This window comes from Micromonospora sp. NBC_00821, from assembly GCF_036347035.1.
Lineage (GTDB): Bacteria > Actinomycetota > Actinomycetes > Mycobacteriales > Micromonosporaceae > Micromonospora > Micromonospora hortensis.
The window spans coordinates 4,008,213-4,031,878 of sequence record NZ_CP108880.1 but is presented as its reverse complement, the minus strand read 5'-3'; the positions used below and the strand labels follow the sequence as shown (position 1 = coordinate 4,031,878).

The 23,666-nt window shown below is 71.8% G+C and carries 19 protein-coding genes; 8 read left to right on the top strand and 11 right to left on the bottom strand.

Annotation, left to right across the window (positions count from 1 at the left end):
- Positions 1-3: 3 nt before the first annotated feature.
- The 3 genes from OHB44_RS18580 to OHB44_RS18570 all read left to right on the top strand — a co-directional run bounded on the left by OHB44_RS18580 (position 4) and on the right by OHB44_RS18570 (position 5,228).
- Entirely contained in the window at positions 4-1,662 is a 1,659-nt protein-coding gene (locus tag OHB44_RS18580) for an FAD-dependent oxidoreductase (RefSeq protein WP_238686095.1), read from the top strand.
- A gap of 86 nt (positions 1,663-1,748) precedes the next feature.
- Positions 1,749-3,206 (top strand): ATP-binding protein, encoded by a 1,458-nt coding sequence (locus OHB44_RS18575; RefSeq protein WP_266302351.1) that lies wholly within the window; start codon positions 1,749-1,751, stop codon positions 3,204-3,206.
- Positions 3,207-3,281: 75 nt separating this feature from the next.
- The gene (locus OHB44_RS18570; protein WP_238686197.1) at positions 3,282-5,228 is read left to right on the top strand and encodes an ABC transporter ATP-binding protein; all 1,947 of its coding nucleotides are present in this window, start codon (positions 3,282-3,284) and stop codon (positions 5,226-5,228) included.
- A gap of 159 nt (positions 5,229-5,387) precedes the next feature.
- On the opposite strand, the gene OHB44_RS18565 is transcribed toward OHB44_RS18570, so the two are convergent.
- The 6 genes from OHB44_RS18565 to OHB44_RS18540 form a co-directional block, all read right to left on the bottom strand.
- Positions 5,388-5,903 carry an NUDIX domain-containing protein gene (locus OHB44_RS18565; RefSeq protein WP_266302352.1) on the bottom strand — a complete coding sequence of 172 codons (516 nt, stop codon included), beginning with the start codon at positions 5,901-5,903 and terminating at the stop codon, positions 5,388-5,390.
- 121 nt (positions 5,904-6,024) lie between these two features.
- Positions 6,025-6,666, bottom strand: coding sequence for an SRPBCC family protein (locus OHB44_RS18560; RefSeq protein WP_330437691.1), 642 nt, complete (start codon positions 6,664-6,666; stop codon positions 6,025-6,027).
- On the bottom strand, positions 6,666-7,031 hold the full coding sequence (locus tag OHB44_RS18555) for an ArsR/SmtB family transcription factor (RefSeq protein ID WP_266302353.1): 366 nt from the start codon (positions 7,029-7,031) through the stop codon (positions 6,666-6,668). The genes OHB44_RS18560 and OHB44_RS18555 overlap by 1 nt, the downstream gene beginning before the upstream one ends.
- Positions 7,032-7,059: 28 nt before the next feature.
- The gene (locus OHB44_RS18550; protein WP_330437690.1) at positions 7,060-9,150 is read right to left on the bottom strand and encodes a xanthine dehydrogenase family protein molybdopterin-binding subunit; all 2,091 of its coding nucleotides are present in this window, start codon (positions 9,148-9,150) and stop codon (positions 7,060-7,062) included.
- On the bottom strand, positions 9,147-10,130 hold the full coding sequence (locus tag OHB44_RS18545) for an FAD binding domain-containing protein (protein ID WP_330437689.1): 984 nt from the start codon (positions 10,128-10,130) through the stop codon (positions 9,147-9,149). Before OHB44_RS18545 ends, OHB44_RS18550 begins: the two co-directional genes overlap by 4 nt.
- Complete coding sequence (locus tag OHB44_RS18540; protein WP_330441251.1) at positions 10,127-10,624, bottom strand: 2Fe-2S iron-sulfur cluster-binding protein; 498 nt, start codon at positions 10,622-10,624, stop codon at positions 10,127-10,129. The genes OHB44_RS18545 and OHB44_RS18540 overlap by 4 nt, the downstream gene beginning before the upstream one ends.
- A 119-nt stretch (positions 10,625-10,743) precedes the next feature.
- On the opposite strand from OHB44_RS18540, the gene OHB44_RS18535 reads away from it, so the two are divergent.
- On the top strand, positions 10,744-11,313 hold the full coding sequence (locus OHB44_RS18535) for a nucleotidyltransferase family protein (protein WP_330441250.1): 570 nt from the start codon (positions 10,744-10,746) through the stop codon (positions 11,311-11,313).
- 59 nt (positions 11,314-11,372) lie between these two features.
- Here OHB44_RS18535 and OHB44_RS18530 read toward each other — a convergent pair whose 3' ends face one another.
- The 4 genes from OHB44_RS18530 to OHB44_RS18515 form a co-directional block, all read right to left on the bottom strand.
- Complete coding sequence (locus tag OHB44_RS18530; protein ID WP_330437688.1) at positions 11,373-12,749, bottom strand: GH1 family beta-glucosidase; 1,377 nt, start codon at positions 12,747-12,749, stop codon at positions 11,373-11,375.
- Positions 12,750-12,778: 29 nt separating this feature from the next.
- Complete coding sequence (locus OHB44_RS18525; protein WP_238686101.1) at positions 12,779-13,618, bottom strand: carbohydrate ABC transporter permease; 840 nt, start codon at positions 13,616-13,618, stop codon at positions 12,779-12,781.
- On the bottom strand, positions 13,611-14,603 hold the full coding sequence (locus OHB44_RS18520; RefSeq protein ID WP_238686102.1) for a carbohydrate ABC transporter permease: 993 nt from the start codon (positions 14,601-14,603) through the stop codon (positions 13,611-13,613). The genes OHB44_RS18525 and OHB44_RS18520 overlap by 8 nt, the downstream gene beginning before the upstream one ends.
- A gap of 70 nt (positions 14,604-14,673) precedes the next feature.
- The gene (locus OHB44_RS18515) at positions 14,674-15,972 is read right to left on the bottom strand and encodes an ABC transporter substrate-binding protein (protein ID WP_238686103.1); all 1,299 of its coding nucleotides are present in this window, start codon (positions 15,970-15,972) and stop codon (positions 14,674-14,676) included.
- 235 nt (positions 15,973-16,207) lie between these two features.
- Here OHB44_RS18515 and OHB44_RS18510 point away from each other — a divergent pair, with 235 nt between their 5' ends.
- The gene (locus OHB44_RS18510; protein ID WP_238686104.1) at positions 16,208-17,407 is read left to right on the top strand and encodes an ROK family transcriptional regulator; all 1,200 of its coding nucleotides are present in this window, start codon (positions 16,208-16,210) and stop codon (positions 17,405-17,407) included.
- A 229-nt stretch (positions 17,408-17,636) separates the two neighbouring features.
- The gene (locus OHB44_RS18505) at positions 17,637-20,270 is read left to right on the top strand and encodes a discoidin domain-containing protein (protein ID WP_330437687.1); all 2,634 of its coding nucleotides are present in this window, start codon (positions 17,637-17,639) and stop codon (positions 20,268-20,270) included.
- A gap of 108 nt (positions 20,271-20,378) precedes the next feature.
- Here the strand turns inward: OHB44_RS18505 and OHB44_RS18500 are convergent, their stop codons facing one another.
- Positions 20,379-21,701 (bottom strand): flavin monoamine oxidase family protein, encoded by a 1,323-nt coding sequence (locus tag OHB44_RS18500; protein ID WP_330437686.1) that lies wholly within the window; start codon positions 21,699-21,701, stop codon positions 20,379-20,381.
- A 343-nt stretch (positions 21,702-22,044) separates the two neighbouring features.
- Between OHB44_RS18500 and OHB44_RS18495 the strand changes: the two genes are divergently transcribed.
- A complete protein-coding gene (locus OHB44_RS18495; RefSeq protein ID WP_238686107.1) occupies positions 22,045-22,401 on the top strand; it encodes a YciI family protein in 357 nt (118 codons plus the stop codon).
- 2 nt (positions 22,402-22,403) lie between these two features.
- The gene (locus OHB44_RS18490) at positions 22,404-23,612 is read left to right on the top strand and encodes an RNA polymerase sigma factor (protein WP_238686108.1); all 1,209 of its coding nucleotides are present in this window, start codon (positions 22,404-22,406) and stop codon (positions 23,610-23,612) included.
- The last annotated feature ends 54 nt before the right edge of the window (positions 23,613-23,666 follow it).

Sequence of the window (23,666 nt, the reverse complement as noted above, 5' to 3'; positions counted from 1 at the left end):
GCCATGGCGAACCCGGTGATCCTGACCGTCGACGACGACCCCGTGGTGTCCCGGGCGGTGGCCCGGGACATCCGGCGCCGCTACGGCGACCGCTACCGGGTGTTGCGGGCGTCCTCCGGGCCGGAGGCGCTGGACGCCCTACGCGAGGTCAAACTGCGCGGCGAACAGGTGGCGCTGTTGCTGGCCGACCACCGGATGCCGGAGATGACTGGCGTCGAGTTCCTGGAAGCGGCAATGGACATCTTCCCGGCGGCCCGCCGGGTGTTGCTCACCGCCTACGCGGACACCGACGCCGCGATCGAGGCCATCAACGTGGTCGACCTGGACCACTACCTGCTCAAGCCCTGGCACCCGCCGGAGGAGAAGCTGTACCCGGTGGTCGACGGGCTGCTGGAGGCGTGGGCGGTCACCCCGGACGCGGCCAGCGCGGAGATCCGGGTCGTCGGGCACCGCTGGTCGGCGCCGTCGTTCAAGGTCCGCGACTTCCTGGCCCGCAACCTGGTGCCGTACCGGTGGCTGTTGTCCGACGATCCGGAGGGCGTCCGGTTGCTCGACGCGGCCGGGGCCACCGAGGCGGACGTCCCGCTGGTGGTGACGGCGGAGGGCAAGGCACTGGTCGCCCCGAGCGAGGCCGAGTTGGCCGCGTTGGCCGGGTTGACGGTGGTGCCGGCGTGTGACTTCTACGACCTGGTGGTGATCGGCGGCGGCCCTGCCGGTCTCGGTTCGGCCGTGTACGGCGCGTCGGAGGGACTGCGCACGGTGCTCGTGGAGCGACGGGCGACCGGCGGTCAGGCCGGGCAGAGCAGCCGCATCGAGAACTACCTGGGCTTCCCGGACGGTGTCTCCGGCGCGCAGTTGACCGATCGGGCTCGGCGGCAGGCGGTCAAGTTCGGCGCTGAGCTGCTCAGCGCCCGGGAGGTGGTCGGTCTCAGCGAGGCCGGTGGTGCCCGACTGCTGCGCTTCGGTGACGGCACGGAGATCGCCGCGCACACGGTGGTGCTGGCCACCGGCGTGTCGTACCGGGTGCTCGACGCTCCGGGGCTGGCCGACTTCACCGGGCGGGGGGTGTTCTACGGCGCCGCCGCCACCGAGGCGCCGAGCTGCGTCGAGCAGGACGTCTACATCGTTGGCGGGGCCAACTCCGCCGGCCAGGCGGCGGTCCATTTCTCCCGGTACGCGTCGAGGGTGCACCTGCTCATCCGTGGTGCGGACCTGACCGCATCGATGTCGCGTTACCTGATCGACCAGTTGGAACGGATCGACCGGATCACCGTGCACCCGCACACCGCTGTTGTCGGTGGGGCGGGGGAGGACCACCTGGAACGGCTCACCCTGTGCGACACCCGTACCGGGGAGGCCCGCTCGGTCGACGCCTCCTGGCTGTTCATCTTCATCGGCGCGGAGCCCCGCACCGACTGGCTGGACGGGGTGCTGGTCCGCGACGACCGTGGTTTCATCGTGACCGGTCCGGATCTGCTCGCCGGAGGGCGGCGGCCGGCCGGCTGGTCGCTGTCGCGCGACCCGTACCACCTGGAGACCAGCGTGCCGGGCGTGTTCGCCGCCGGGGACGTGCGGGCCGAGTCGGTCAAGCGGGTCGCCTCGGCCGTCGGCGAGGGTGCGATGGCGGTGTCTCTGGTGCACCGCTACCTGGAGGCCCAATGAGCCGGTTCCGCGAGCGAAGGAGTCCCTGTGAGCGCGAGGAGTGAGCCGGGTTTGCGAGCCCCGCAGTCGCGAGCGAAGGAGTCCCTGTGACCACCGAGTCTGACCGGCTGACACCGGCGCAGTTGCGCACTCTGTTCCTGTTCGAGGCGCTCGACGACGGGCAGCTCGACTGGCTGGCCGAGCACGGCCGGGTCGAGCAGCGCGCCGGCGGCACCCTCGTGTACGGCGAGGGTGAGCCCGCGACCTGCTTCTTCGTGCTGGTGCGCGGGGCGGTGGCGTTGAGTCGCCTGGTGCGCGGCGACGACGTCGAGGTCAGCCGGACCGACCAGCGCGGCGTGTACGGCGGGGCCACTCAGGCGTACCTGGGCGACCAGGTCGAGCAGATCTACCGCAACAGCCTGCGGGCGGTGACCGACGCGGAGTTCTTCGTGCTGCCGGCGGAGGATTTCGCGTACGCCCTGCGGTCCTGGTTCCCGATGCCCATGCACCTGTTGGAGGGGCTGTTCTTCGGGATGCGGGACAGCCAGGCCATCGTCGGTGAGCGGGAGCGGTTGCTGGCCCTCGGTTCGCTTTCGGCGGGGTTGACCCACGAGCTGAACAATCCGGCCGCGGCGGCGGTGCGGGCCACGTCGGTTCTGCGGGACCGGGTCGCCGGGATGCGGCACAAACTCGCCATGATCGCCGACGGGCGGCTCGACGGGAGCGCCCTGCACGGCCTGGTCGCGTTGCAGGAGGAGGCGGTCGCCCGGGTGGCCACCGCGCCGAAGTTGACCCCGATGGCCACCGCCGACGCCGAGGACACCCTCACCGACTGGTTGGAGGACCATGGCGTCGGCGGGGCCTGGGACCTGGCGCCGATCCTGGTCGGCGGTGGGCTCGACGCGGCCTGGCTGGCGCAGGTCAAGGCAGCGGTCGGCGCCGCGGACCTGGAGGCGGCGGTGCGTTGGCTCACCTACACCGTCGACACCGAGCTGCTGATGCGCGAGATCGGCGACGCGGTCACCCGGATCTCCGGGCTCGTGGGCGCCGCCAAGCAGTACTCGCAGCTGGACCGCGCGCCGCACCGGGTGGTGGACGTGCACGACCTGCTCGACGCCACGCTGGTGATGTTCAAGGGCAAGATCCCCGCCGAGGTCAAGCTGGTCCGCGAGTACGACAGGGACCTCCCACCCGTCCCGGCGTACGCGGCCGAGCTGAACCAGGTATGGACCAACCTGATCGACAACGCGTTGGGCGCGATGGGGGAGAAGGGTGTGCTGACCGTCCGCACCGGACGGGTCGGCGACCAACTGACTGTGGAGATCACCGACACCGGGCCGGGCATCCCGCCGGAGGTGCGTCCGCGCATCTTCGAGCCGTTCTTCACCACCAAGCCGGTCGGCGCGGGCACCGGTCTGGGGCTGGACATCTCGTACCGGATCGTGGTGCACAAACACCACGGCGACATCCGGGTGGAGACCGAGCCGGGCCGCACCACCTTCCGGGTCCTGCTGCCGATCACCGAGGGGCCACCGGACGGGCCACGCGACGCGCCGACTACCTAGAGACATTGGATGGTCGCGGGCAGTAGTCTCGGGCGGCGTTCGTGATCCCCGTCTTGAGGAGGGTCCGTGGAGTCGATGGCCCGCCAGCGCACCGCTGCCGAGGACGACGACCGACCGATCGACCCGGCCGGTGGCAGCTCAGTGCTGCCGGAGCTGGAGGACGCCGCCTGGATGCACCACGCGAGCACCTTCGCGCACACCAGCTTCTGGGCGGTGGCCCGGCGGCTGCCCCGACTGGTTCGCGAGGCGGTGGCGCTGGCCTGGTCCACCAACCGTATGGACACTCTCGCCTCCATCGGCCTGAACGTCGCCGCCGGGGTGATGACCACCTTCGGCCTGCTCGCCACGACCTCCGTGCTGCGGGAGCTGTTCGCCGCCGGGCCCACCCCGGACCGGGTGCGTTCAGCCCTGCCGGCGCTGATCGTGGCCGCAGCGGCCGTCTCGGCGCGCGGCGGCCTCACCATCGCGGCCGGTTGGGCCCAGGCCCGGCTGACCCCGCAGATCAACTACCAGGTGGAGCTGCGGCTGTTCGAGGCCACCACAGCAGTCGACCTGGCAGCGTTCGACGACGCCGGGTTCGCCGAGGAGATGGACCGGGTGCGCGATCGAGGGATGGGGGAGGCGGCGTGGATCGTCGACCACACCGTCAACCTGGTCACCGGCGTGGTCGGCATGCTCGCCACCGCCGTGGCGGTGACCGTCATCCAGCCGCTGCTGCTGCCCTGCCTGCTACTCGCCGCGGTGCCCCAGGGGATTACGGCGGTGCGGATGGCTCGCCGGGAGTATCTGGCGATGCTGGCTCGGATCACCCGCCGACGGCGGATGTGGATGCTCGCCCACCTGATGGCCAACCGGCACACCGCCGCCGAGGTGCGTGCCTACCAGATGCGCGACTTTCTGCTCGCCGAGTACCGCGGCGTGATGGCCGTCGAGACCCGCGCCCAGCTGCGGCTGGTGCGGGCACAGACCGGCACGCGGGTGGTCGGCGCGACGGTGGCGGGGCTGGCCACCTTCGGCGTGTACGCGGTCCTCGGCGGCCTCCTGCTGGGCGGAATGGTCGCCCTCGCCGCCGCGGCGACCGCCCTGCTCGCCCTGCAGTCCGCGCGGACCAGCCTGGGCGTCGCGGTCGTCGCCACGAACTCACTGTACGAGGACGCCCTCTACTACCAGGACTACCGCGATTTCCTGGCCCGCGCCCATGCCCGGGTGCCGGTCGGCGGCGACCGGGTAGCCGACGCCGTCGACGTGATCGAGGTGGACGAGGTGAGCCTGAGCTACCCGGACACCGACACCCCGGCGGTGGACCGGGTCAGCCTGACCATCCGGCGCGGAGAGGTGATCGCGCTCGTCGGTGAGAACGGCTCCGGAAAGACCACCCTGGCCAAGCTGATCGCCGGGCTGTACCGGCCCACCGGTGGGGTGATCCGGTGGGACGGCGTTGACGCCGCCGAGCTGGACCCGCGTGCTCTCGGCGCCCAGGTGGCGGTGATGACCCAGGAGTACTGGAAGTTCCCCTTCACCGCTGGTCAGAACATCCGCGTCGGACGGCATGACCGCCCACCGGGGCGCTCCGGCCCCACCGTTCAGGAAGCGGCCGACGCGGCCGCCGCGCACGACATGATCATTGGCTTGCCGCACAGCTACGACACCCTGCTCGACCGCGAGTTCAAGGACGGCCATGAGCTGTCCGGCGGGCAGTGGCAGCGGTTGGTCGCCGCCCGGGGGCTCTACCGCGACGCGGCCCTGCTGATCTGTGACGAACCCTCGGCGGCACTGGACGCCCGCGCCGAACACGCCCTGTTCCAACACCTGCGCCGCCACCCCGACCGGGCGGTCGTCCTGATCACCCACCGGTTGGCCAACGTCCGGCACGCGGACCGGATCTTCGTGCTCGAGCGGGGCCGCCTCGTCCAGCAGGGCAGTCACGACGAGCTGATGGCGGCCGGCGGCCTCTACCGGGAGCTGTTCGAACTCCAGGCCAGCGGCTACCTGACCGGCACCGACGAGGTCCACCCTCGATAACAGCCAGACACCCCGTCCCGTTTCGTCCCGCAAGATCGTGCTCGATCCAGGAAGTAGTGGCCTCGGCGATCGTTCATGCCACTACAACAGGGACCGTGCACGATCTTCCGCCGCTGGGCCGCCGGCGAATCGGGCGGTTGGCGGGGTCAGACGGTGGGGTCAGGCGTGGTGGGCGGGGGTGAGGAAGTCGGCGAGTACCCGGGTGTGGGTGGAGAAGGCCAGCTCGACCGGGTCGGTGAGCACCAGCCACTCGGTCGCCTCCTCGGTCGGCGCCGACGGTGGCAGGTCCTCGGCCGCCCGCTCGGGCAGCACTCCGAAGACCATCATCGTGCCGCCCGCCGGCGCCCCGTGCACAGCGAACAGGCGGGCGTCCTCGGCCGCCGCGATGAGGCCGGTCTCCTCCCGCAGCTCCCGCACGAGTGCGTCGGACCACTCCTCGCCGTACTCGATGAAGCCGCCGGGCAGCGCGAGCAGGCCGCGGGCCGGCTCGATGTCCCGGCGGACTACCACCACTCCCAGGCCCTCGGCGGTGCGGACCGGCAGCACCGCGACCGCCACCGGCAGCGGGTTGCGCCAGACGGTCTCGCCGCAGACCGCGCAGACTCGCGGCCATCCGGCGGCCGGCGGGTAGGCGGCGCCGCAGTAGGAGCAGTGCGAGTACGGCGTGCCGGTCATGCCGCAGCACGTTACTCCGATCCCCGCCCAGCCCGTCGCGCCGCCGCCTCGCGCCCCGCCCAGCCCGTCATGCCGCCGCCCGCCGCCGCCTCGCCTGCCGAGCCGCCGCCTCGTCTCGCGCTCAGGCTGCCGGGTCGCCCGTGTAGAAGGCGGTGGTGCGTTCGGCGGCGGCCTTCGCCTCGTCGGCGTCGGTGCCGGCGGCGATGCTCGCTTCGCACCACAGCTGGCTGCTCAGCTCCATGGCCCGTCGTCCCTCGGCGGACGCGGTCCACTCGGCGCCCTGTTCCGGGGTGATCCCGCTGCCGTCGGCGGCCAGGTGCGAGGCGAGGCCGAGCAGTCCGAGGTCCCAGCCGACACCGACCGCGCCCGGCCCGAACTGGGCCCACCGGTCCTGGTCGACGTGCGCGATGTGGTCCAGGTCGAGGCGGGCCCGCTCGTCACCGACCGGGCTGACGCGCACCTCGATCCAGCTCACCTCGCCGCCCATTTCCCAGGTGGCGGTGAAGCGGTGCGGCGGCTCGCAGCTCTCGACGGTGCCGTGGGCGTTGCCCTGGAGCTGGTACGTGCCGCCCAGCCGCAGGTCGCCGGAGATCGGCAGGAACCAGCGCGGGATGCGCTCGGCGCTGGTGCAGGCGTCCCACAGATCCTCGGCCGTCGCCTGGTAGGTCTGGCTGATCGTGGTGACCCGCGCCTCACCGGCTTCAAGGTTGCGGCTGCCGACCTTCCGCTGGACGGCGTTGATCTGCTCGGTGGCGTCGAACATCAGGTGTTCCTCTCATCGGGTGGATCGGCGGGCCCGCGCAGCCGACGCTCACGTCGGCCCCGGGCCAGCTCGGTGGCGAGTGCCGCCAGGGGTGGGGTCCAGAACCGGCGGAAGTGATCCAGCCAGCCGTCGACCTCGCGCAGTGGGCGTGGGTCGACCGCGTAGAGCCGCCGGGCGCCCTCCGGCCGCACTGTGGCGAAGCCGTTGTCGCGCAGCACTTTCAGGTGTTGGGACACGGCGGGCTGGGAGATGCCGAACTCCTCGCGGATGACCGCGCTGACCGCGCCGGCGGTCTGCTCGCCACCGGCGAGCAGTTCGAGGATGCGGCGCCGGACCGGATCGCCCAGCACGTCGAAGGCGTGCACGACGACAGTTGTATCACTGACGGCTTATTTAAGCCAAGTCTGATATTCCGATGAGCTTGTCCAGCCGGATCGGCAGCTCCCGGATCCGTACGCCGGTCGCGTGGTGCACAGCGTTGGCGACCGCCGCCGCGGCGCCGACGATGCCGATCTCGCCGACGCCCTTCACCCCGGCCGGGTTCAGCTCGTCGTCGCGCTCGTCCAGCCAGTACGCCTCGATGGACTCCACGTCCGCGCAGCCGGTGATGTGGTACGTGGCCAGGTCGTGGTTGACCCAGTCGCCGTACCGCTCGTCGAGCAGGCCCTCCTCGTGCAGCGCCATCGACAGCCCCATCGTCATGCCGCCGATGAGCTGACTGCGCGCCGTCGTCGGGTTCACCACCCGCCCCGCCGCGAACACCCCGAGCATCCGGTTCAGCCGTACCTCGCCGGTGTCCGCGTCGACCCGCACCTCGACGAACTGCGCCCCGTACGCGTACCGGGGCAGCGTGGGTTGCCCGCCCACCTCCTCGGTGGTGTCCGCCTCGGCGGTCACCTCGCCGGTCGGTGGCCCGCCGTCGCGCAGCTTCTCGCGCAGCGCCTGCGCGGCGCGTATCACCGCCCAGCTCCAGCTGGCGGTCCCCATCGAGCCGCCGGCCAGCGGCGCCGTCGGCAGCGCGCTGTCCCCGATGCGGATCTCCACCCGCTCCGGCGGCACTCCGAGCGCGTCGGCGGCCACCTGCCAGATCGCCGTCCGGGCGCCGGTGCCGATGTCGGTGGCGTTGATCTGGACCAGGAAGCTCCCGTCGGGCCGGGCGGTGGCCGTCGCCGTTGACGGCCGGGCTCGGGCCGGGTAGCTCGACCCGGCCACCCCGGTCCCGATCAGCCAGCGTCCGTCGCGTCGGGACCGGGGCGACGGGTCACGGCCGGACCAGCCGAACCGCTGTGCGCCCTCGCGCAGGCAGGCCACCAGGTTGCGGCTGGTGAACGGGCGTCCCTGGTCGGGGTCGACAGCGGTGTCGTTACGGATGCGCAGCTCCACCGGGTCCATGCCGACGGCGATGGCCAGCTCGTCCACCGCGGACTCCAGGGCGTATGCGCCGGGGCACTCACCGGGGGCGCGCATCCAGAATGGCGTGGGCACGTCGAGGCGGACCAGCCGGTGCGTGGTGCGGCGGTGCGGTGCGGCGTACATGCTGCGGGTGTAGACGGCGGTCTGCTCGGCGAACTCCCGGATGGTCGAGGTCTGGCTGATCGCGTCGTGGCAGATGGCGGTGAGCCGGCCGTCGGTGTCGGCGGCGAGGCGGACCCGCTGGATGGTGGGGGTGCGGTAGCCGACCGGCCCGAACAGTTGCTGGCGGGTCAGCGCCAACTTGACCGGGCGGTCCACGTGCCGGGCGGCGAGGGCGGCCAGCACCACCGACGCCTTGGCGTACCCCTTGCTGCCGAAGCCCCCGCCGACGTGCTCGGCGACGACGCGGATCGACTCCGGCGGCAACTCGAACAGCTCGGCGAGGGTGGCGCGCACCGGTGTCGCGCCCTGGGTGGAGTCGTGCACCAGGAGCCGCCCGTCGCGCCACTGCGCGGTGGTGGCGTGCGGTTCCATCGGGTTGTTGTGGTACGCCGGCGTCCGGTAGGTGACGTCCACCCGCACCGGGGCGGCCGCGTACCCGGCGTCGAAGTCGCCCTCGGCGGTGTCCGTCGGATAGCTGGGGTTGACCTGGTCCGGCTTGTACAGGCCGGGATGGTCGTCGGTGAGCACTGTGCTGTGCGGGCCGGTGTCGTAGTCGATCCGGACCAGTCGGGCGCCCTCGCGGGCCGCCTCCAGGCTGGTGGCCACCACCACGGCGACGTACTGCCCCCGGTAGTGCACAGTCGGCTCCTGCAACAGCCGCAGCTCCGGCTGCGGGCCGGGCGCCATCCGAGGCGCGTTGCCGTGGTGCACCACGGCCAGCACGCCGGGCGAGGCCAACGCCTCGGTCGTGTCGATCCGGGTGATCCGCCCCCGTACCACCGCCGACGGCACCGCCCAGCCGTAGGTGACCCCGTCGATCGGGTACTCCACCGCGTACCGGGCCGTGCCGGTGACCTTCGCCGGGCCTTCGAGGCGGGGGTACGCCCGTCCGACCGCCCCGGTGCTCACGACGACGCCAGTTCGGTGAGCGCCCGCACGGTGATGGCCCGGGTCAGGGGCAGCTTGAAGCCGTTGTGCCGTAAGGGGCGCGCCTCGGCCAGCTCCGCGTCGGCGGCCCGGGCCGCCAGCTCCGGGCTGAACGGACGACCGCGCAGCTCCTCCTCGGCCCGGTACGCCCGCCACGGCCGGTGCGCCACCGCGCCGTACGCCAGACGCACGTCGCGGACCACGTCCCCGTCGAGGTCCAGCACTGCGGCCACCGAGCCGGCGGCGAAGGCGAACGAGGCCCGGTCGCGCACCTTGAGGTACGTCGAGCGGCGCGCGGCCGGTAGGGGCGGCAGCCGCACGGCCGTGATCAGCGCGCCCCGGGCCAGTGTGGTCTCCCGTTCCGGATGGGTGCCGGGGGAGCGGTAGAAGTCGGCGATCCGGACGTCACGGGGGCCGTCGGCGTCGTGCACCTCCACCACCGTGTCGAGCGCGGCCAGCGCGACGGCCAGGTCGGACGGGTGGGTGGCCACACACTGCTCGGACCAGTCCAGCACCGCCAGGTCGCGGTTCTGGCCGTGCAGAGCGGCGCAACCGCTGCCCGGCTCCCGTTTGTTGCACGCCTTGCCGGTGTCCTGGAAGTAGACGCAGCGGGTGCGCTGCAACAGGTTGCCGCCGGTGGTGGCCATGTTGCGCAGCTGCCCGGAGGCGGCGGCGAGCAGGGCGCGGGCCAGCACCGGATAGTCGCGGCGTACCACCGGGTGGGCGGCGAGGTCGCTGTTGCGGACCGTCGCGCCGATCCGCAGCCCACCGTCGGGCAGCGCCTCGACGGTGTCGAGCGGAAGCCGGGTCACGTCGACCAGCACGTCGGGGCGTTGCACCCCGAGCTTCATGAGGTCCACCAGGTTGGTTCCGCCGCCCAGGTAGGCGGCCTGCGGTTCGGCCGCCAGCACGGCGACCGCCTCGGCCACGTCGGCGGGCCGGTGGTAGCGGAACGCCCTCACGAGGACGCCGCCGTCTCGCGCACGGCCGCGACGATGTGCGGGTACGCGGCGCAGCGGCACAGGTTGCCGGCCATCCGCTCGCGGATCTCCGCGTCGGTCAGCTCGGCGGCCGTGTTCAGGTCGTCGGTGACGGCGCTGGGCCAACCTCGGGAGACCTCGTCGAGCATGCCTCGGGCGGAGCAGAGCTGCCCGGGGGTGCAGTAGCCGCACTGGAACGCGTCGTGCGCGATGAAAGCGGCCTGCAACGGGGACAGCTCGTCCGGCCCGGCCAGCCCTTCGACGGTCAGCACCGACCGGCCGTCCACGGTGACCGCGAAGACCAGGCAGCTCTTCACCCGCCGGCCGTCGAGGAGCACCGTGCAGGAGCCGCACTGGCCGTGGTCGCAGCCCTTCTTCGCCCCGGTCAGGTCGAGGTGCTCGCGCAGCGCGTCGAGCAGGGTGGTGCGGTTGTCCAGGGTCACCTCGCGGGCCGCGCCGTTGACCTCGACCGTCACCCGGGACGAGTGGCGCTCGTCGATCGTCGTCGCGTTCTCTCCTCCGCCCTGCACCGGCCCAGACTAGCTTTGTCAGTATATTCCAGGGCGAATAACGCAAAGCCCTTCGTACGGGGGTGATGCCGGTGACGGCCGGGCTGCTGCTGGCGGCCGGCGCCGGGCGGCGGTACGGTCGCCCGAAGGCGCTGGTCGAGCTGGACGGCGTGCCGCTGGTGCGGCGCGGAATCACGCTGCTCAGCGACGGCGGTTGCAGGCCCGTGCACGTGGTGCTCGGCGCGGGCGCCGACCAGATGCCCGATCTGCCCGGCGCGGTACTGGTCCGGCACGATCGCTGGTTCGACGGACTGGGCTCGTCGCTGCTGAAGGGCCTGGCCTCGCTGCCAGCCGCCGCGCCGGCCGCCGTCGTGGTCCTCGTCGACCAGCCGCTGCTCAGCCCGATCGCGGTGCGCCGGGTGCGCGCGGCGTACGCCGACGGTGCGGTCATAGCGGTCGCCACCTACGCCGGCCGGCGCGGACACCCGATCCTGCTGACTCGACGAACCTGGCCGCTGCTGAACGGGTACGCCGTCGGCGACCGGGGCGCTCGCGACCTGCTGCGCGACCGACCGGACCTGGTGGTCGAGGTGCCCTGTGACGATGTCGGGTCCCCGGTCGACGTGGACACCCCGGCCGACCTGCCCCGGATCTGAGCGCAGCCGAGCGGCCGCCCGGGGGCGACACCCCGGGCGGCCGCTCGCACCGCCCCCGTTCAGGCCACCGGAGTCGCGGTGCCGGTGGTGCGGGCGAGCCGCTGGTGGGCGCGGATCAACTCGGCGTAGCGCAGACCGCTGGCCTTCATCGTCCGACGCTGGGTGGTGTAGTCGACGTGCACCAGCCCGAAGCGCTTGTCGTAGCCGTACGCCCACTCGAAGTTGTCCAGCAACGACCAGACGAAGTAGCCGTCCAGCGGAACCCCTCGGGCCACCGCCGCCGCGCACGCCGCCAGGTGCTGCTCCAGGTGGTCGGTGCGTTCCTTGTCCTCCACCGTGCCGTCCGGGGTGACCTCGTCCGGCCACGCCGAGCCACTCTCGGTGACGATGATCCGGCTAGGCCGGTACTCCTCGTGCACGTCGACGAGTAGCCGCTCCAGGCCCGCCGGGTACATTTCCCAGCCCATCGCGGTCTCCACCGAACCGGGCACCGGCACCTGCCGGGCGTACGGGGCCGCGCCGGTCGGGTCGTCGACCACCAGCTGACGGAAGTAGTAGTTCACCCCGAGGAAGTCCGTCGGCGTGGCGATCACCGCCAGGTCGTCGCCACGTACCGGCGGCTCGACCCCGTAGGTGGCGATCATGTCGGCCGGGTAGCCACGCCCGTGGATCGGGTCCAGCCACCACCTGTTGACGTGTCCGTCCGCCCGGCGGGCCGCCGCGACGTCCTCGGGTCGGTCGGTCGCCGCCTCGATCGGGCTGAGGTTGACCACCAGACCGACCGAGGCCGGCCGGGCGGCGTTGGCGCGGATCGCCTGGGTGGCCAGGCCGTGCCCGAGCAGCACGTGGTGCGAGGCGTGCACCGCCCGGGTAAGGTCCCGCTCGCCGGGGGCCATGTTGCCCTCCAGGTGCCCGATCCAGCACACGCAGAGCGGCTCGTTGACGGTGCACCAGTCGGCGACCCGGTCACCGAGGCGGGCGGCCACCACCGCCGCGTAGTCGGCGAACGCCTCGGCGGTGGCGCGCTCCGGCCAACCACCCTGGTCCTGCAGGACCTGCGGCAGGTCCCAGTGGTAGAGCGTGACGAACGGTCGGATCCCGTCGGTGAGCAACGTGTCGACGAGCCGGTCGTAGAAGTCGAGCCCGGCGGCGTTGACCCGCCCGACGCCGTCGGGCATGACCCGGGGCCAGGCCACCGAGAAACGGTACGCGTCCACGCCGAGTCGGCGCGCCAGCGCCAGGTCCTCCGGCCACCGGTGGTAGTGGTCGCACGCCACCGCGCCGGTGTCGCCGTTGTCAACCTTGCCGGGGGTCGCCGAGAAGGTGTCCCAGATGGACGGCGCCCGGCCGTCGACGTCGACGGCCCCCTCGATCTGGTACGCCGCCGTGGCGACACCCCAGAGGAAGTCGGGTGGCAGCTTGGACAGGTCGGGCACGGGTCGGTTCTCCTCTGGGTGTGGATGACTCACTTGACAGCGCCGGCGGTGAGGCCGGCGACGAAGTAGCGCTGTAGGGCCAGGAACCCGACGACGACCGGGATGCTGACCACCAGCGAGGCGGCCATGATCTGGTTCCAGTAGACGTTGAACTGGGTGGAGTAGCCCTGCAGGCCGACGGCCAGGGTGCGGCTGCCCTCGTCGGTCATCACCGAGGCGAAGAGCACCTCGCCCCAGGCGGTCATGAACGCGTACACGGTGACCGCGACGACACCGGGCACGGCGGCCGGCAGGATGACCTGGAACAGGGTGCGCAGCGGCCCTGCGCCGTCGACCTGCGCCGCCTCGTCCAGACCCCGGGGGATCGAGTCGAAGTAGCCGACCAGCATCCAGATCGAGAACGGCAGCGAGAAGGTCAGGTACGTGATGATCAGGCCGGTGCGGCTGGCGTACAGCTCGATGCCTGTGGCGTTGCCCAGGTTGACGTAGATGAGGAACAGCGGCAGCAGGAACAGGATGCCGGGGAACATCTGCGTGGACAGCACCGTGACCGAGAAGAGGCCCCGGCCGCGGAACCGGTACCGGCTGACCGCGAACGCGGCGAAGATGGCCACCGCCACCGAGCAGATCGCCGCGATGCTGGACACCACCAGGCTGTTCACCAGGTACCGGGCCAGCGGCACGGTGCTCCACATGTCGATGAACGGTTGCAGGGTGGGCCGGCTGGGCCACCAGGTGAAGCCGTTCTGCACGTCCTGCAACGGCTTCGCCGCCGAGGTGACCATCACGTAGAGCGGGATGACGACGAAGAGGGTGAGCAGGGTCAGCACGATGCGCCGGCCCCAACGCTCACCGGCGGTCTCACGCATGGTCGTCCCTCCGACGGTTGGTGATCAGCAGGTACGCGGCCGAGACGACCAGCAGGAACAGCAGCAGCGCCACCGACATCGCCGACCCGGAGCCGAAGTCCCAGGTCTTGAAGGAGCTGCGGTAGATGTGGATGGAGATCAGGTCTGCCTGCTCGGGCGCGGAACCGCCGAACAGCACGAACGGGGTGTTGAAGTCGTTGAACGTCCACAGGAACAGCACCAGCAGCAGCACCAGGTTGACCGGCCGCAGCATCGGCAGGGTGACCGAGCGCAGTCGGCGCCAGAACCCGGCGCCGTCGATGGCGGCGGCTTCGTACAGCTCACCGGGCACGTTCTGCAACCCGGCCATGAGGCACAGGAACGCGAACGGCCAGTTGCGCCAGACCGACACCACCAGCAGCGACCAGAAGCTGTTGTCGCCGATCAACCAGAACGGCCGTTCGTTCATCAGCCCGAGCTGGTCCACGAGTACGTGGTTGACCAGGCCGGTGTCGCGTTGGAGCAGGAAACTCCAGGTGATCACGGCGGCGTAGACCGGCAGCGCGTACGGGGTGAGGAACAGCGCCCGCAGGATCGCGCGTCCACGGAACGGCCGTTGCAGGACCACCGCCGCCGAGATGCCGAGCAGCCAGGCGAACCCGACCGAGAGCAGGCTGTAGGCCAGGGTGATCCAGAACGAGTGCAGCAGTTCCTTGCCGGCGGCGCTGTTGAGGTCGAGCGTCGCCCGGTAGTTCTCCAGCCCGATGAAGGGCGCGGTGGACCAGTCACGGATGTGGAACTGGGTCAGCTCCAGCAGGCTCATCCAGACCCCGACCACCATCGGGATCACGTGGATGGCGAGTTCCAGCACGACGGCCGGTGCGAGCAGCAGGTACGGCAGGAGCGAGCGGCGGGGGCCGCGGGGCCGGCGGGCCGGCCGCCGGGCCGGGTCGCCGGCCCGGGGTTCGCGTCGGTCGGCGTCCGGCGCGGTGGTGCTGGTTGCCATCGGGGTCCTCTCGGAGGCGGTGGCCATGGTCGGGCTCAGCGCCCGACCACGGCCACCGGTGACGCCTGGGTCAGCGCATCTTCTGCTGCGCGTCGGTCAGCTTGGCCTTCACCGACGCCTCGGTGACCGGCTTGCCGCTGGCCGCGTCGGCGAACAGCTCCTTCATCGCGGTGCCGACCAGGGTCTCGAAGGTGCTCTCATCGGGGACCTGCGGCAGCGGAGCCGCGGTGGTGACAAGGGTCTCCTGGATGGTCTTCTGCTCGGTGGCGCTGAACGCCGGGTCGGAGGCAGCGGTCTTCACCGCCGGCAGCGAGCCGTACGTCTTGTTGAGGATCGTCTGCTCCTCGTCGCTGGTCATGAACTTCACGAAGCTCAGCGCGCCGTCTTTGTTCTTGGTGTGCTTGAAGACCGCCATGTTGATCCCGGCGACCATGCTGTTGACCTTCTTGCCGCCGGCCGGCGGGCTGGCCAGGAACGGCACCGGGGCCACCCCGTACGCGTCGGCGGGCATGTTCTGCGTCTTCAGGTTCGACCCGGCGGACTGCCACAGCAGCATGGCGGCCTTGCCGTTGGCGAAGTCGGAGACCGACTGGTTCTGCGCGTACTCGGCGTTGCTCGGGTTGGTGATCTTGTCGGCGGCCATGAAGTCGATGTACCGCTTGATCGCCGAGACGTTCTGCGGGGTGTCGAAGGTCGGCTTGCCGGCCGAGTCGAACCACTCGCCGCCGTACTGCTGGCTGAAGGTGAAGGCGTGGTGGGCGTTCTCCGACGGGTTGGCCCCCTCGATCGCCAGGCCCCACTTGCCGCCGGTGCTCAGCTTCTTGCCGTACTCGGCGAGCTGCTCCCACGTGGTCGGCGGCGCGGTGATGCCGGCGTCGGCGAACGACTTCTTGTTGTAGTACAGGCTGTACGCCATGCTGTAGAGCGGCACGGCGGCCGGCGGCTTGCCGGGGGCGCCGGCGGCGGCGAGCGCGGCGGGCACGATCCGGTCCTTGCCTCCGACGGCCTGCAGGGCGGCGTCGTCGAACTCGACCAGCGCGCCGGTGGCCTGCAGCGACGCCGACCAGGTGTTGCCGATGTTGACCACGTCCGGGCCCTTGCCGGAGGCGGCGGCGGCCAGCAGGCGGTTGAGCAGATCCGACCAGGGGACCACCTCGACGGTGACCTTGATCCCGCTCTGCTTCTCGAACTTGTCCAACTCCGGCTGGAGAATGGTCTTGTCGGCCTCCAGGCTGGCGCCCTGGTTGCTGGCCCAGTAGGTGAGCGTCTTCGGCGATGCGGCGGAGTCGTCGCCGGAGCCTCCGCAGGCGGTCAGCGAGGCGGCCGCCAGTACGGCGGCGGTGAATATCCCGAGGTGTCGTCTCGACACGGGTCAGCCCTTCCGGTGCGTGGTGGGGGTCCGCCGGCCTTCGTCACCGATAGGGGTCGGGCGACGGGGGCCGGCTGCGGACAGGGTTCGGGGGTGCGCCGTCGGGGTCCGTCGGCGTTTCCCGGGAGTTACATCACGGCTTAATTTATGTCGTCATTAAAGTTGCTGGCCGGTGGGTCGTCAAGCACGAGGCGGTTACAGTCGCCTCGAACGGCCGACGGGAACGAGGTGACGAGTGGAGCTGGCGCGTGCCACCAACCGCAGCGTGCGGTTGCGCAACCGGTCCGCCCTGCTGACCAAGCTCTTCCTGGACGGCCCGCTCACCCGGCAGGACCTGGTGCGCAGCACCGGGCTGAGCCAACCCGCGGTCAGCAACGTGGTGGCCGACATGATCGACGAAGGGCTGGTCGCCGAGGTCGGCGCCGCCGAGTCCGACGGCGGCCGGCCCAGCATGCTGCTGCGGATCGCGCCCCGCTTCGCCTTCCTGATCGGCGTGGACGTCGGCGAGACCCGGGTCCGGGTGGAGCTGTTCGACTTCGCGATGACCCTGTTGGCCAGCGTCGAGTACCCGCTCGACCCGGCCCGCACCGAGCCCGACCTGGTGGCCGGGCACGTGCTGGCCGGCATCGAGGCGGTCACCGGCCAGGCCGGGGTGGCCCCCGGCGACGTGCTCGGCGTCGGCATCGGTGTCTCCGGCGTGGTCGAGCAGGGCACCGAGGCCGTCGTGCACGCCCAGGCCCTCGGCTGGGACCGGGTGCCGCTGGAGCGTCTGATCGGCGCTGGCACCGACCTTCCGCTGCACATCGACAACGGCGCGAAGACCCTCGGCCAGGCCGAGATGTGGTTCGGCGCCGGCCGTGGCGCCCGGCACGCCGTCTTCGCGCTTGTCGGCTCCGGGGTGGGCGCGTCGGTGGTGACCAACGGCGCCACCTACCGGGGCGCGTCCAGCAGCGCGGGGGAGTGGGGGCACACCACCCTGGTGTACGGCGGCCGGGTCTGCCGGTGCGGCGCGCGCGGGTGCCTGGAGGCGTACGTGGGCGCGGAGGCGATCATCGACCGCTACCGGGAGGCGCGCCGGGGTCGACCGGTGCCGGGCGACGATGAGGAGTCTCAGATCGCCGCGCTGGTCGCCGCCGCCGAGACCTCGGCCACCGCCCGACGGGTGCTGGAGGACACCGCCGGGTACCTCGGCGCCGGGGTGGCCAACCTGATCAACCTGTTCAACCCGGAGCGCGTGGTGCTCGGCGGCTGGGCGGCGATGGCCCTCGGCGACCTGCTGCCGGCCGTGCGGGAGGCCGCCGGTCGGCAGGCGCTGCGCCAGCCGTACGAGCAGGCGTCGATCGAGCTGTGCCGGCTCGGGGTCGACGCGGTGGCGCTGGGCGCGGCAACCCTCCCGATCGCCCGCTTCCTCACCGAGGGTGGCGTCCGCCGCTGAGCGGGAACGACTGCTGCGCCGTCGGCAAATTACCCAAAAAGAATCCTCGGGATAAATAACGAAGTTATAGATCGATGTCTTGACGCCGTCGCAATCTCGCCGCAACACTCCTACGAGAGCGCTCTCCGACCCGCGACGCCGCATCGGCGGCACCACCCACGGCGCCACGGGGCGAGCCGATCCCATCCACGCGGCACCCCCTCGTAGCCCCCTATCGACAGGCGATGTCATGACATCTCGTGCAACATCCGTACGCCCGCGTCCTCGACGCGTCGTCCGGCATCTGCTGGTCGGGCTCACCGTGGCCCTGGTCGCGGCGCTCACCCCGACCGGTGCCACCGCTCCCGCGCAGGCCGCACCCACCCTGCTGTCCCAGGGCCGCCCCGCCACCGCCTCGTCCAGCGAGAACGCCGGCACCCCGGCCTCCGCGGCCGTCGACGGCAACACCGGCACCCGCTGGGCCAGCGCGTTCAGCGACCCACAATGGCTCCAGGTCGACCTGGGCGCCCGGGCCACCATCAGTCAGGTGAACCTGCTCTGGGAGGGCGCCTACGGCCGGGCCTTCCAGCTCCAGACCTCCGACGACGGTGCCACCTGGACGACGATCTACTCGACCACCACCGGCACCGGCGGCACCCAGAACCTCACCGTCACCGGCGCCGGCCGCTACGTACGCATGAACGGCACCGCCCGGGGCACCGGCTACGGCTACTCGCTCTGGGAGTTCCAGGTGTACGGCGAGACCGGCGGCAGCACGCCGACCTGCGGCAGCACCAACGTCGCGCAGGGCGGCCCGGCGACCGCCTCGTCCAGCCAGGACGCCGGCCTCGCGGCATCCGCAGCGGTCGACGGCAACCCGGGCACCCGCTGGGCCAGCACCGCCAGCGACCCGCAGTGGTTGCGCGTCGACCTCGGCAGCACCCGCACCATCTGCCGGGTGGTTCTCACGTGGGAGGCCGCGTACGCCCGGGCCTTCCAGCTCCAGACCTCGGCCGACGGGGCCACCTGGACGACGATCTACTCCACCACCACGGCCACCGGCGGCACGCAGTCCCTCACCGTCACCGGCAGCGGGCGCTACCTGCGGATGCACGGCACCGCCCGGGGCACCGCCTACGGCTACTCGCTGTGGGAGCTGGCGGTGAACACGACCGGCGGCACCAGTGAACCCCCGGTCGGCACTACCGACCCGTACAACCCCAACCTCGGGCCGAACACCTACGTCTTCGACCCGAGCACGCCGACGTCGACCATCCAGAGTCGACTGAACACCCTCTTCACCCAGCAGGAGACCAACCAGTTCGGCCCGCAGCGCCACGCGGTGCTGTTCAAGCCCGGCAACTACACCGCCGACGTCAACCTCGGCTTCTTCACCCAGGTCGCCGGCCTCGGCATGAGCCCCGACGACGTCAACCTCAACGGCCACGTGCGTGCCGAGGCGTTCTGGTTCGGCGGCAACGCCACCCAGAACTTCTGGCGGGCCGCCGAGAACCTGTCGGTCACCCTGCCCGCCGGGCAGACCGTGGAGCGGTGGGCGGTGTCGCAGGCGGCGCCGTACCGGCGGATGCACCTGCGCGGCGCGCAGAACCAGATCCAGCTCTGGAACGGCGGCGACGGCTGGTCCAGCGGTGGCCTGATGGCCGACACCCGCATCGACGGCCTGGTCGTCTCCGGTTCGCAGCAGCAGTGGTACTCCCGCAACAGCGAGTTCGGTAACGGCTGGACCGGCTCGGTGTGGAACATGGTCTTCCAGGGCGTCAACGGCGCTCCCGCGCCGAGCTTTCCCAACCCGTCGCACACCGTCATCCCGCAGACCCCACAGATACGGGAGAAGCCGTTCCTCTACGTCGACGGCACCGGTGAGTACCGGGTCTTCGTGCCCGCGCTGCGCACCAACTCGACAGGCACCAGCTGGTACAACAAGACCCCGGCCGGCTCGTCCATCTCGCTGTCGCAGTTCTTCGTGGTCCAGCCCGGCACCAGCGCCGCCACCATCAACGCGGCCCTCGCCCAGGGGCGGCACCTGCTCTTCACCCCGGGCGTGCACCACGTCACCGAGCCGATCCAGGTCAACCGGGCCGACACCGTCGTCCTCGGTCTCGGCCTGGCCACCATCCAGGCCGACAACGGCGCGGTGGGCATGCGGGTGGCCGATGTGGACGGTGTGAAGGTGGCCGGCATCATGTTCGAGGCCGGCACGACGAACTCGCCGGTGCTGATGGAGGTCGGGCCGTCCGGCTCGTCCGCGAGCCACGCCAGCAACCCGACCTCGCTGCACGATGTGTTCTTCCGCATCGGCGGGCCCCACGTCGGCAAGGCCACCAACACGTTGACCGTCAACAGCGACAACGTGATCGGCGACCACATGTGGCTGTGGCGGGCCGACCACGCGGCCAGCGGCGTACCGACCGGGTGGACGCTGAACACCGCCGACACCGGGCTCACTGTCAACGGCGACAACGTCACCATGTACGGCCTCTTCGTCGAGCACTACCAGAAGTACCAGACCATCTGGAACGGCAACGGCGGGCGGACGTACTTCTACCAGAACGAACTGCCCTACGACCCGCCCAACCAGGCGGCCTGGATGAACGGGTCGACCCGGGGCTACGCCGCGTACAAGGTGGCCGATTCGGTGACCAGCCACCAGGCGTTCGGGCTGGGCAGCTACAGCTACTTCAACGTCAACCCCGCCGTCGTGGAGGAGCGGGCCTTCGAGGTGCCCACCAACCCGAACGTGCGCTTCACGAACATGGTCACCGTCTCGCTCGGAGGCGTCGGCACCATCAACCGGGTGATCAACAACGCCGGTGGCACCGCGAACGCGGCCAACCAGCAGGTGTACCTGACCACCTATCCCTGACCGGGGTGCCCGCGCCGGCCCGGTCCTCTGTGATCGGGTCGGCCGGGTAGCACCCAGGGCCGTGGCCGGCCCGGTCCCGCCGAGACCGGGCCGGCGCGGTCGTGCCGCTCAGCCGGTCAGCACCTCGGCCGCCGCCCGTTCACCGGCGAGCACCGCGCCCTCCAGGTAGCCACTCCAGCGGGTGGCCGTCTCGGTGCCCGCCCAGTACACCCGCCCCACCGGCGTCCGCAGGTGCGGGCCGTACGTCCGCCACGTGCCCGGGGTGAACGCACCGGAGAAACAGCCCCGGGTCCACTCGTCGGCCGACCAGTCGTACTCGACGAGATCCACCGGGTCCTCGGCGCGCGGCCCGACCACGCTGGCGAACGCCTCCAGCAGGCATCGTCGACGCCGCGCGGAGGACATGCCGCGCAGCGTGGCGGCGTCGGTGGAGTAGCTGAACCCGGTCAGCACCCCGGTCGGTGAGGTGGGGGTGGAGTTGTCGACCGTCTCGGTGAGCGGACCGGCGCTGGTGGTGGCCACCCCGGAGCGCCCGTCGGCACGCCAGAACGGCTCCGGGTAGACGGCGTGCACCTTCAGCGCCGAACCCATCGGCATGCGCTGGGTGAGCCCGTCGCGCAACGGGGGCAGCGGCGGGTCGTACCGGATCCGGCCGGCCAGTGCCGGGGCCAGCGCGACCACCACGGCATCGCCGTCGACGCGCCCGGTGTCGGTCCACGCCGTCGCGCCGGCGGCTGTCTGTTCGATGGCCCGCACCGGCGCGGCCAGCGTCAGCGCGCCGGGCGGCAGGGCGGTGGCCATCCGTTCGGCAAGCGTCGGCGGCCCGCCCACGATCCGGTCCTGCTGCGCGCCGCCGGCCATCCCCAGCAACGGCCCGGTCCCGCCGGCGCTGCGCAGGTAGAACAGCAGGTGCAACAGGGACAGCTCGTCAGCGCCGGTGGCCAGCAGCCCGCCGGCGAGCACCCGCCCCAGGTAGTCGGCGGTGTCGTCGTCCCCGGCCGTGGCGGCGAGCCACCCGCCGAGGGTCGTCCGGTCCCACAGTGCGGCCTCCGGCGTCGCCCAGGGTGCGGCCGGGTCCAGTCGTGCGGCGTACTCGTCGAGCAGACCGAGCACCCGGCCCACCTGTGCGGGCGGCTCGGCCCGGGGCGCACCGGCCCAGAGCACTGTGGGCGCGCCGACCGATGCCGAGGCGAAGGTGGCCAACCCGTGCTCGGCGACCAACGCGTACATCCGGTCCTGGGTCGGCCCGATCCACTGCGCCCCCAGGTCGAGTTGCGTGAGCTCGGGCAGCCATCGGGTCAGCACCCGACCGCCCACCCGGTCTCGGGCCTCCAACAATCGCACCTGGGCGCCGGCACGGGTGAGCGCCAGCGCGGCGGCGAGCCCGGAGAAGCCGGCGCCGACCACGACCACCCGCAAGCCGTCGACCACACCGGGGTCTACCCACAACCGTCGCAGGCATGGCTACCAGCCTGGTCGCCGCACTGAGGGACCGTGCGCCTGTCCTGCGTCCTTTGCTCTGCACCCGCCGAGGCACCACCCGTGTCTGCGCACCGTCGCCTCCGCGGGTGCAGAGCAAAGGGCAGCCCGACGCCGGGGCCCGGGTCGGCCGCCGGGGCAGTGTCGCGTCGGCGGGTGCAGAGCAAAGGGCACGCCGACGCCGGGGCCGGCCCGGCCACCGAGAAACTTTCCGCCGGCCTGTCGATTCGGGCAGCGGCCGATCGTGTGGAGGATGAGAGGTCGGCGACGGGCCGGCCGTCCGTGAGGAGGAACGATGACGCGCTACCTGCTCAGCATCCACCAGCCGCAGGGTGAGCTGCCGCCGGAGCCGGAGTTCCTGGCCGGGGTGATGCGTCAGCTCGGCGAGCTGCGCGACGAGTTGGCGTCCACCGGGTCGTGGGTCTTCGGGCAGGGCCTGCACGGCCCGGAGACCGCCACCGTGCTGCGGCCTCGCGACGGCGAGGTGCTCATCACCGACGGACCGTTCGTGGAGGGCAAGGAGTACCTGGGCGGCATCACGATCATCGACGTGCCGGACCTGGACGCCGCCCTGCACTGGGGTCGCCGCTACGCGCTGGCCACGACCCTGCCGATCGAGGTGCGCCCCTTCCACGCCGGGGCCGGCGACTGACAGTGCTCGACGTGGAGGCGGTGTTCCGCGCGGAGTACGGCCGTGCGGTTGCCGTCCTGGTTCGCCTCCTCGGCGACATCGACCTCGCCGAGGAGGCCGTCCAGGAGGCTTTCGTCGTCGCGGCGGCGCGCTGGCCGACAACCGGCCTGCCGCCCAGTCCGGCCGGCTGGATCATCACCACGGCCCGGAACCGGGCGATCGACCGGCTGCGCCGCGACGCGTCCCGTGTCGACCGGCACGCCCAGGCGGCCCTGCTGTACGCCGCCGACAGTCCCGCCGAGGAGGGACCGGTGCACGACGACCGGCTACGGCTAATCTTCACCTGCTGCCATCCGGCGCTCGCCCCGGGCACCCGGGTCGCGCTCACCCTGCGGCTGCTCGGCGGACTGAGCACCGCCGAGATCGCCCGAGCCTTCCTGGTGCCGGAGCCGACCATGGCGCAGCGGCTGGTCCGCGCCAAGTCGAAGATTCGTAACGCCGGGATCCCGTACCGGGTGCCCCGTGACGCCGACCTGCCCGACCGGCTGGACGGCGTCCTCGCGGTGCTCTACCTGATCTTCAACGAGGGATATACGGCCAGCGCCGGCCCGCACCTGGTCCGCGCCGAGTTGTGCGCCGAGGCGATCCGGTTGACCAGGCTGCTGGTGGAGCTGATGCCGGACGAACCGGAGGCGCTCGGCCTGCTCGCCCTGATGCTCCTGACCGAAGCCCGCCGGGCGACGCGGACCACCACCGACGGCGAGCTGGTGCCGCTGGCCGAGCAGGACCGGCGCGGGTGGGACAGCGCCTTGATCGCCGAAGGTCAGGCCCTGGTCCGCCGCTGCCTGCGCCGCGACCGGCCCGGCCCGTACCAGATCCAGGCCGCGATCGCCGCCGTGCACACGGCCGGGCGGAGCGCCGCCGACACCGACTGGGCGCAGATCCTTCAGCTGTACGACCAACTGAGGGTTGTCGCCCCCAGCCCGGTGGTGGCGCTGAACCGGGCCGTCGCGCTCGCCGAGGTGTCCGGTGCGGCGGTCGCGCTGACCGAGGTGAACCGCCTCGACCTGGTCGGCTTCCACGTCTACCACGTGGTCCGCGCCGACCTGCTGGCTCGGCTCGGCCGGGGCGGCGAGGCCGTCGAGGCGTACCGGACGGCCGTCGCCCTGACGGACAACGCGGCCGAACGGGCCTTCCTCACCGCACGCGCGACGGCCCTGGCGACGCCCTGAGGGCGGTTTGCCGCAGGGCCGGCCGGGAACCCGAGGCACCGCCGTAGCAGGGGG

Coding starts and splice junctions, on each gene's coding strand:
- OHB44_RS18535 (WP_330441250.1), top strand. CDS start 10,744: ATGCCGGTGACGGCCGGGCTGCTGCTGGCGGCCGGCGCCGGGCGGCGG.
- OHB44_RS18525 (WP_238686101.1), bottom strand. CDS start 13,618: ATGCGTGAGACCGCCGGTGAGCGTTGGGGCCGGCGCATCGTGCTGACC.
- OHB44_RS18565 (WP_266302352.1), bottom strand. CDS start 5,903: ATGACCGGCACGCCGTACTCGCACTGCTCCTACTGCGGCGCCGCCTAC.
- OHB44_RS18560 (WP_330437691.1), bottom strand. CDS start 6,666: ATGTTCGACGCCACCGAGCAGATCAACGCCGTCCAGCGGAAGGTCGGC.
- OHB44_RS18505 (WP_330437687.1), top strand. CDS start 17,637: ATGACATCTCGTGCAACATCCGTACGCCCGCGTCCTCGACGCGTCGTC.
- OHB44_RS18520 (WP_238686102.1), bottom strand. CDS start 14,603: ATGGCAACCAGCACCACCGCGCCGGACGCCGACCGACGCGAACCCCGG.
- OHB44_RS18495 (WP_238686107.1), top strand. CDS start 22,045: ATGACGCGCTACCTGCTCAGCATCCACCAGCCGCAGGGTGAGCTGCCG.
- OHB44_RS18570 (WP_238686197.1), top strand. CDS start 3,282: ATGGCCCGCCAGCGCACCGCTGCCGAGGACGACGACCGACCGATCGAC.
- OHB44_RS18580 (WP_238686095.1), top strand. CDS start 4: ATGGCGAACCCGGTGATCCTGACCGTCGACGACGACCCCGTGGTGTCC.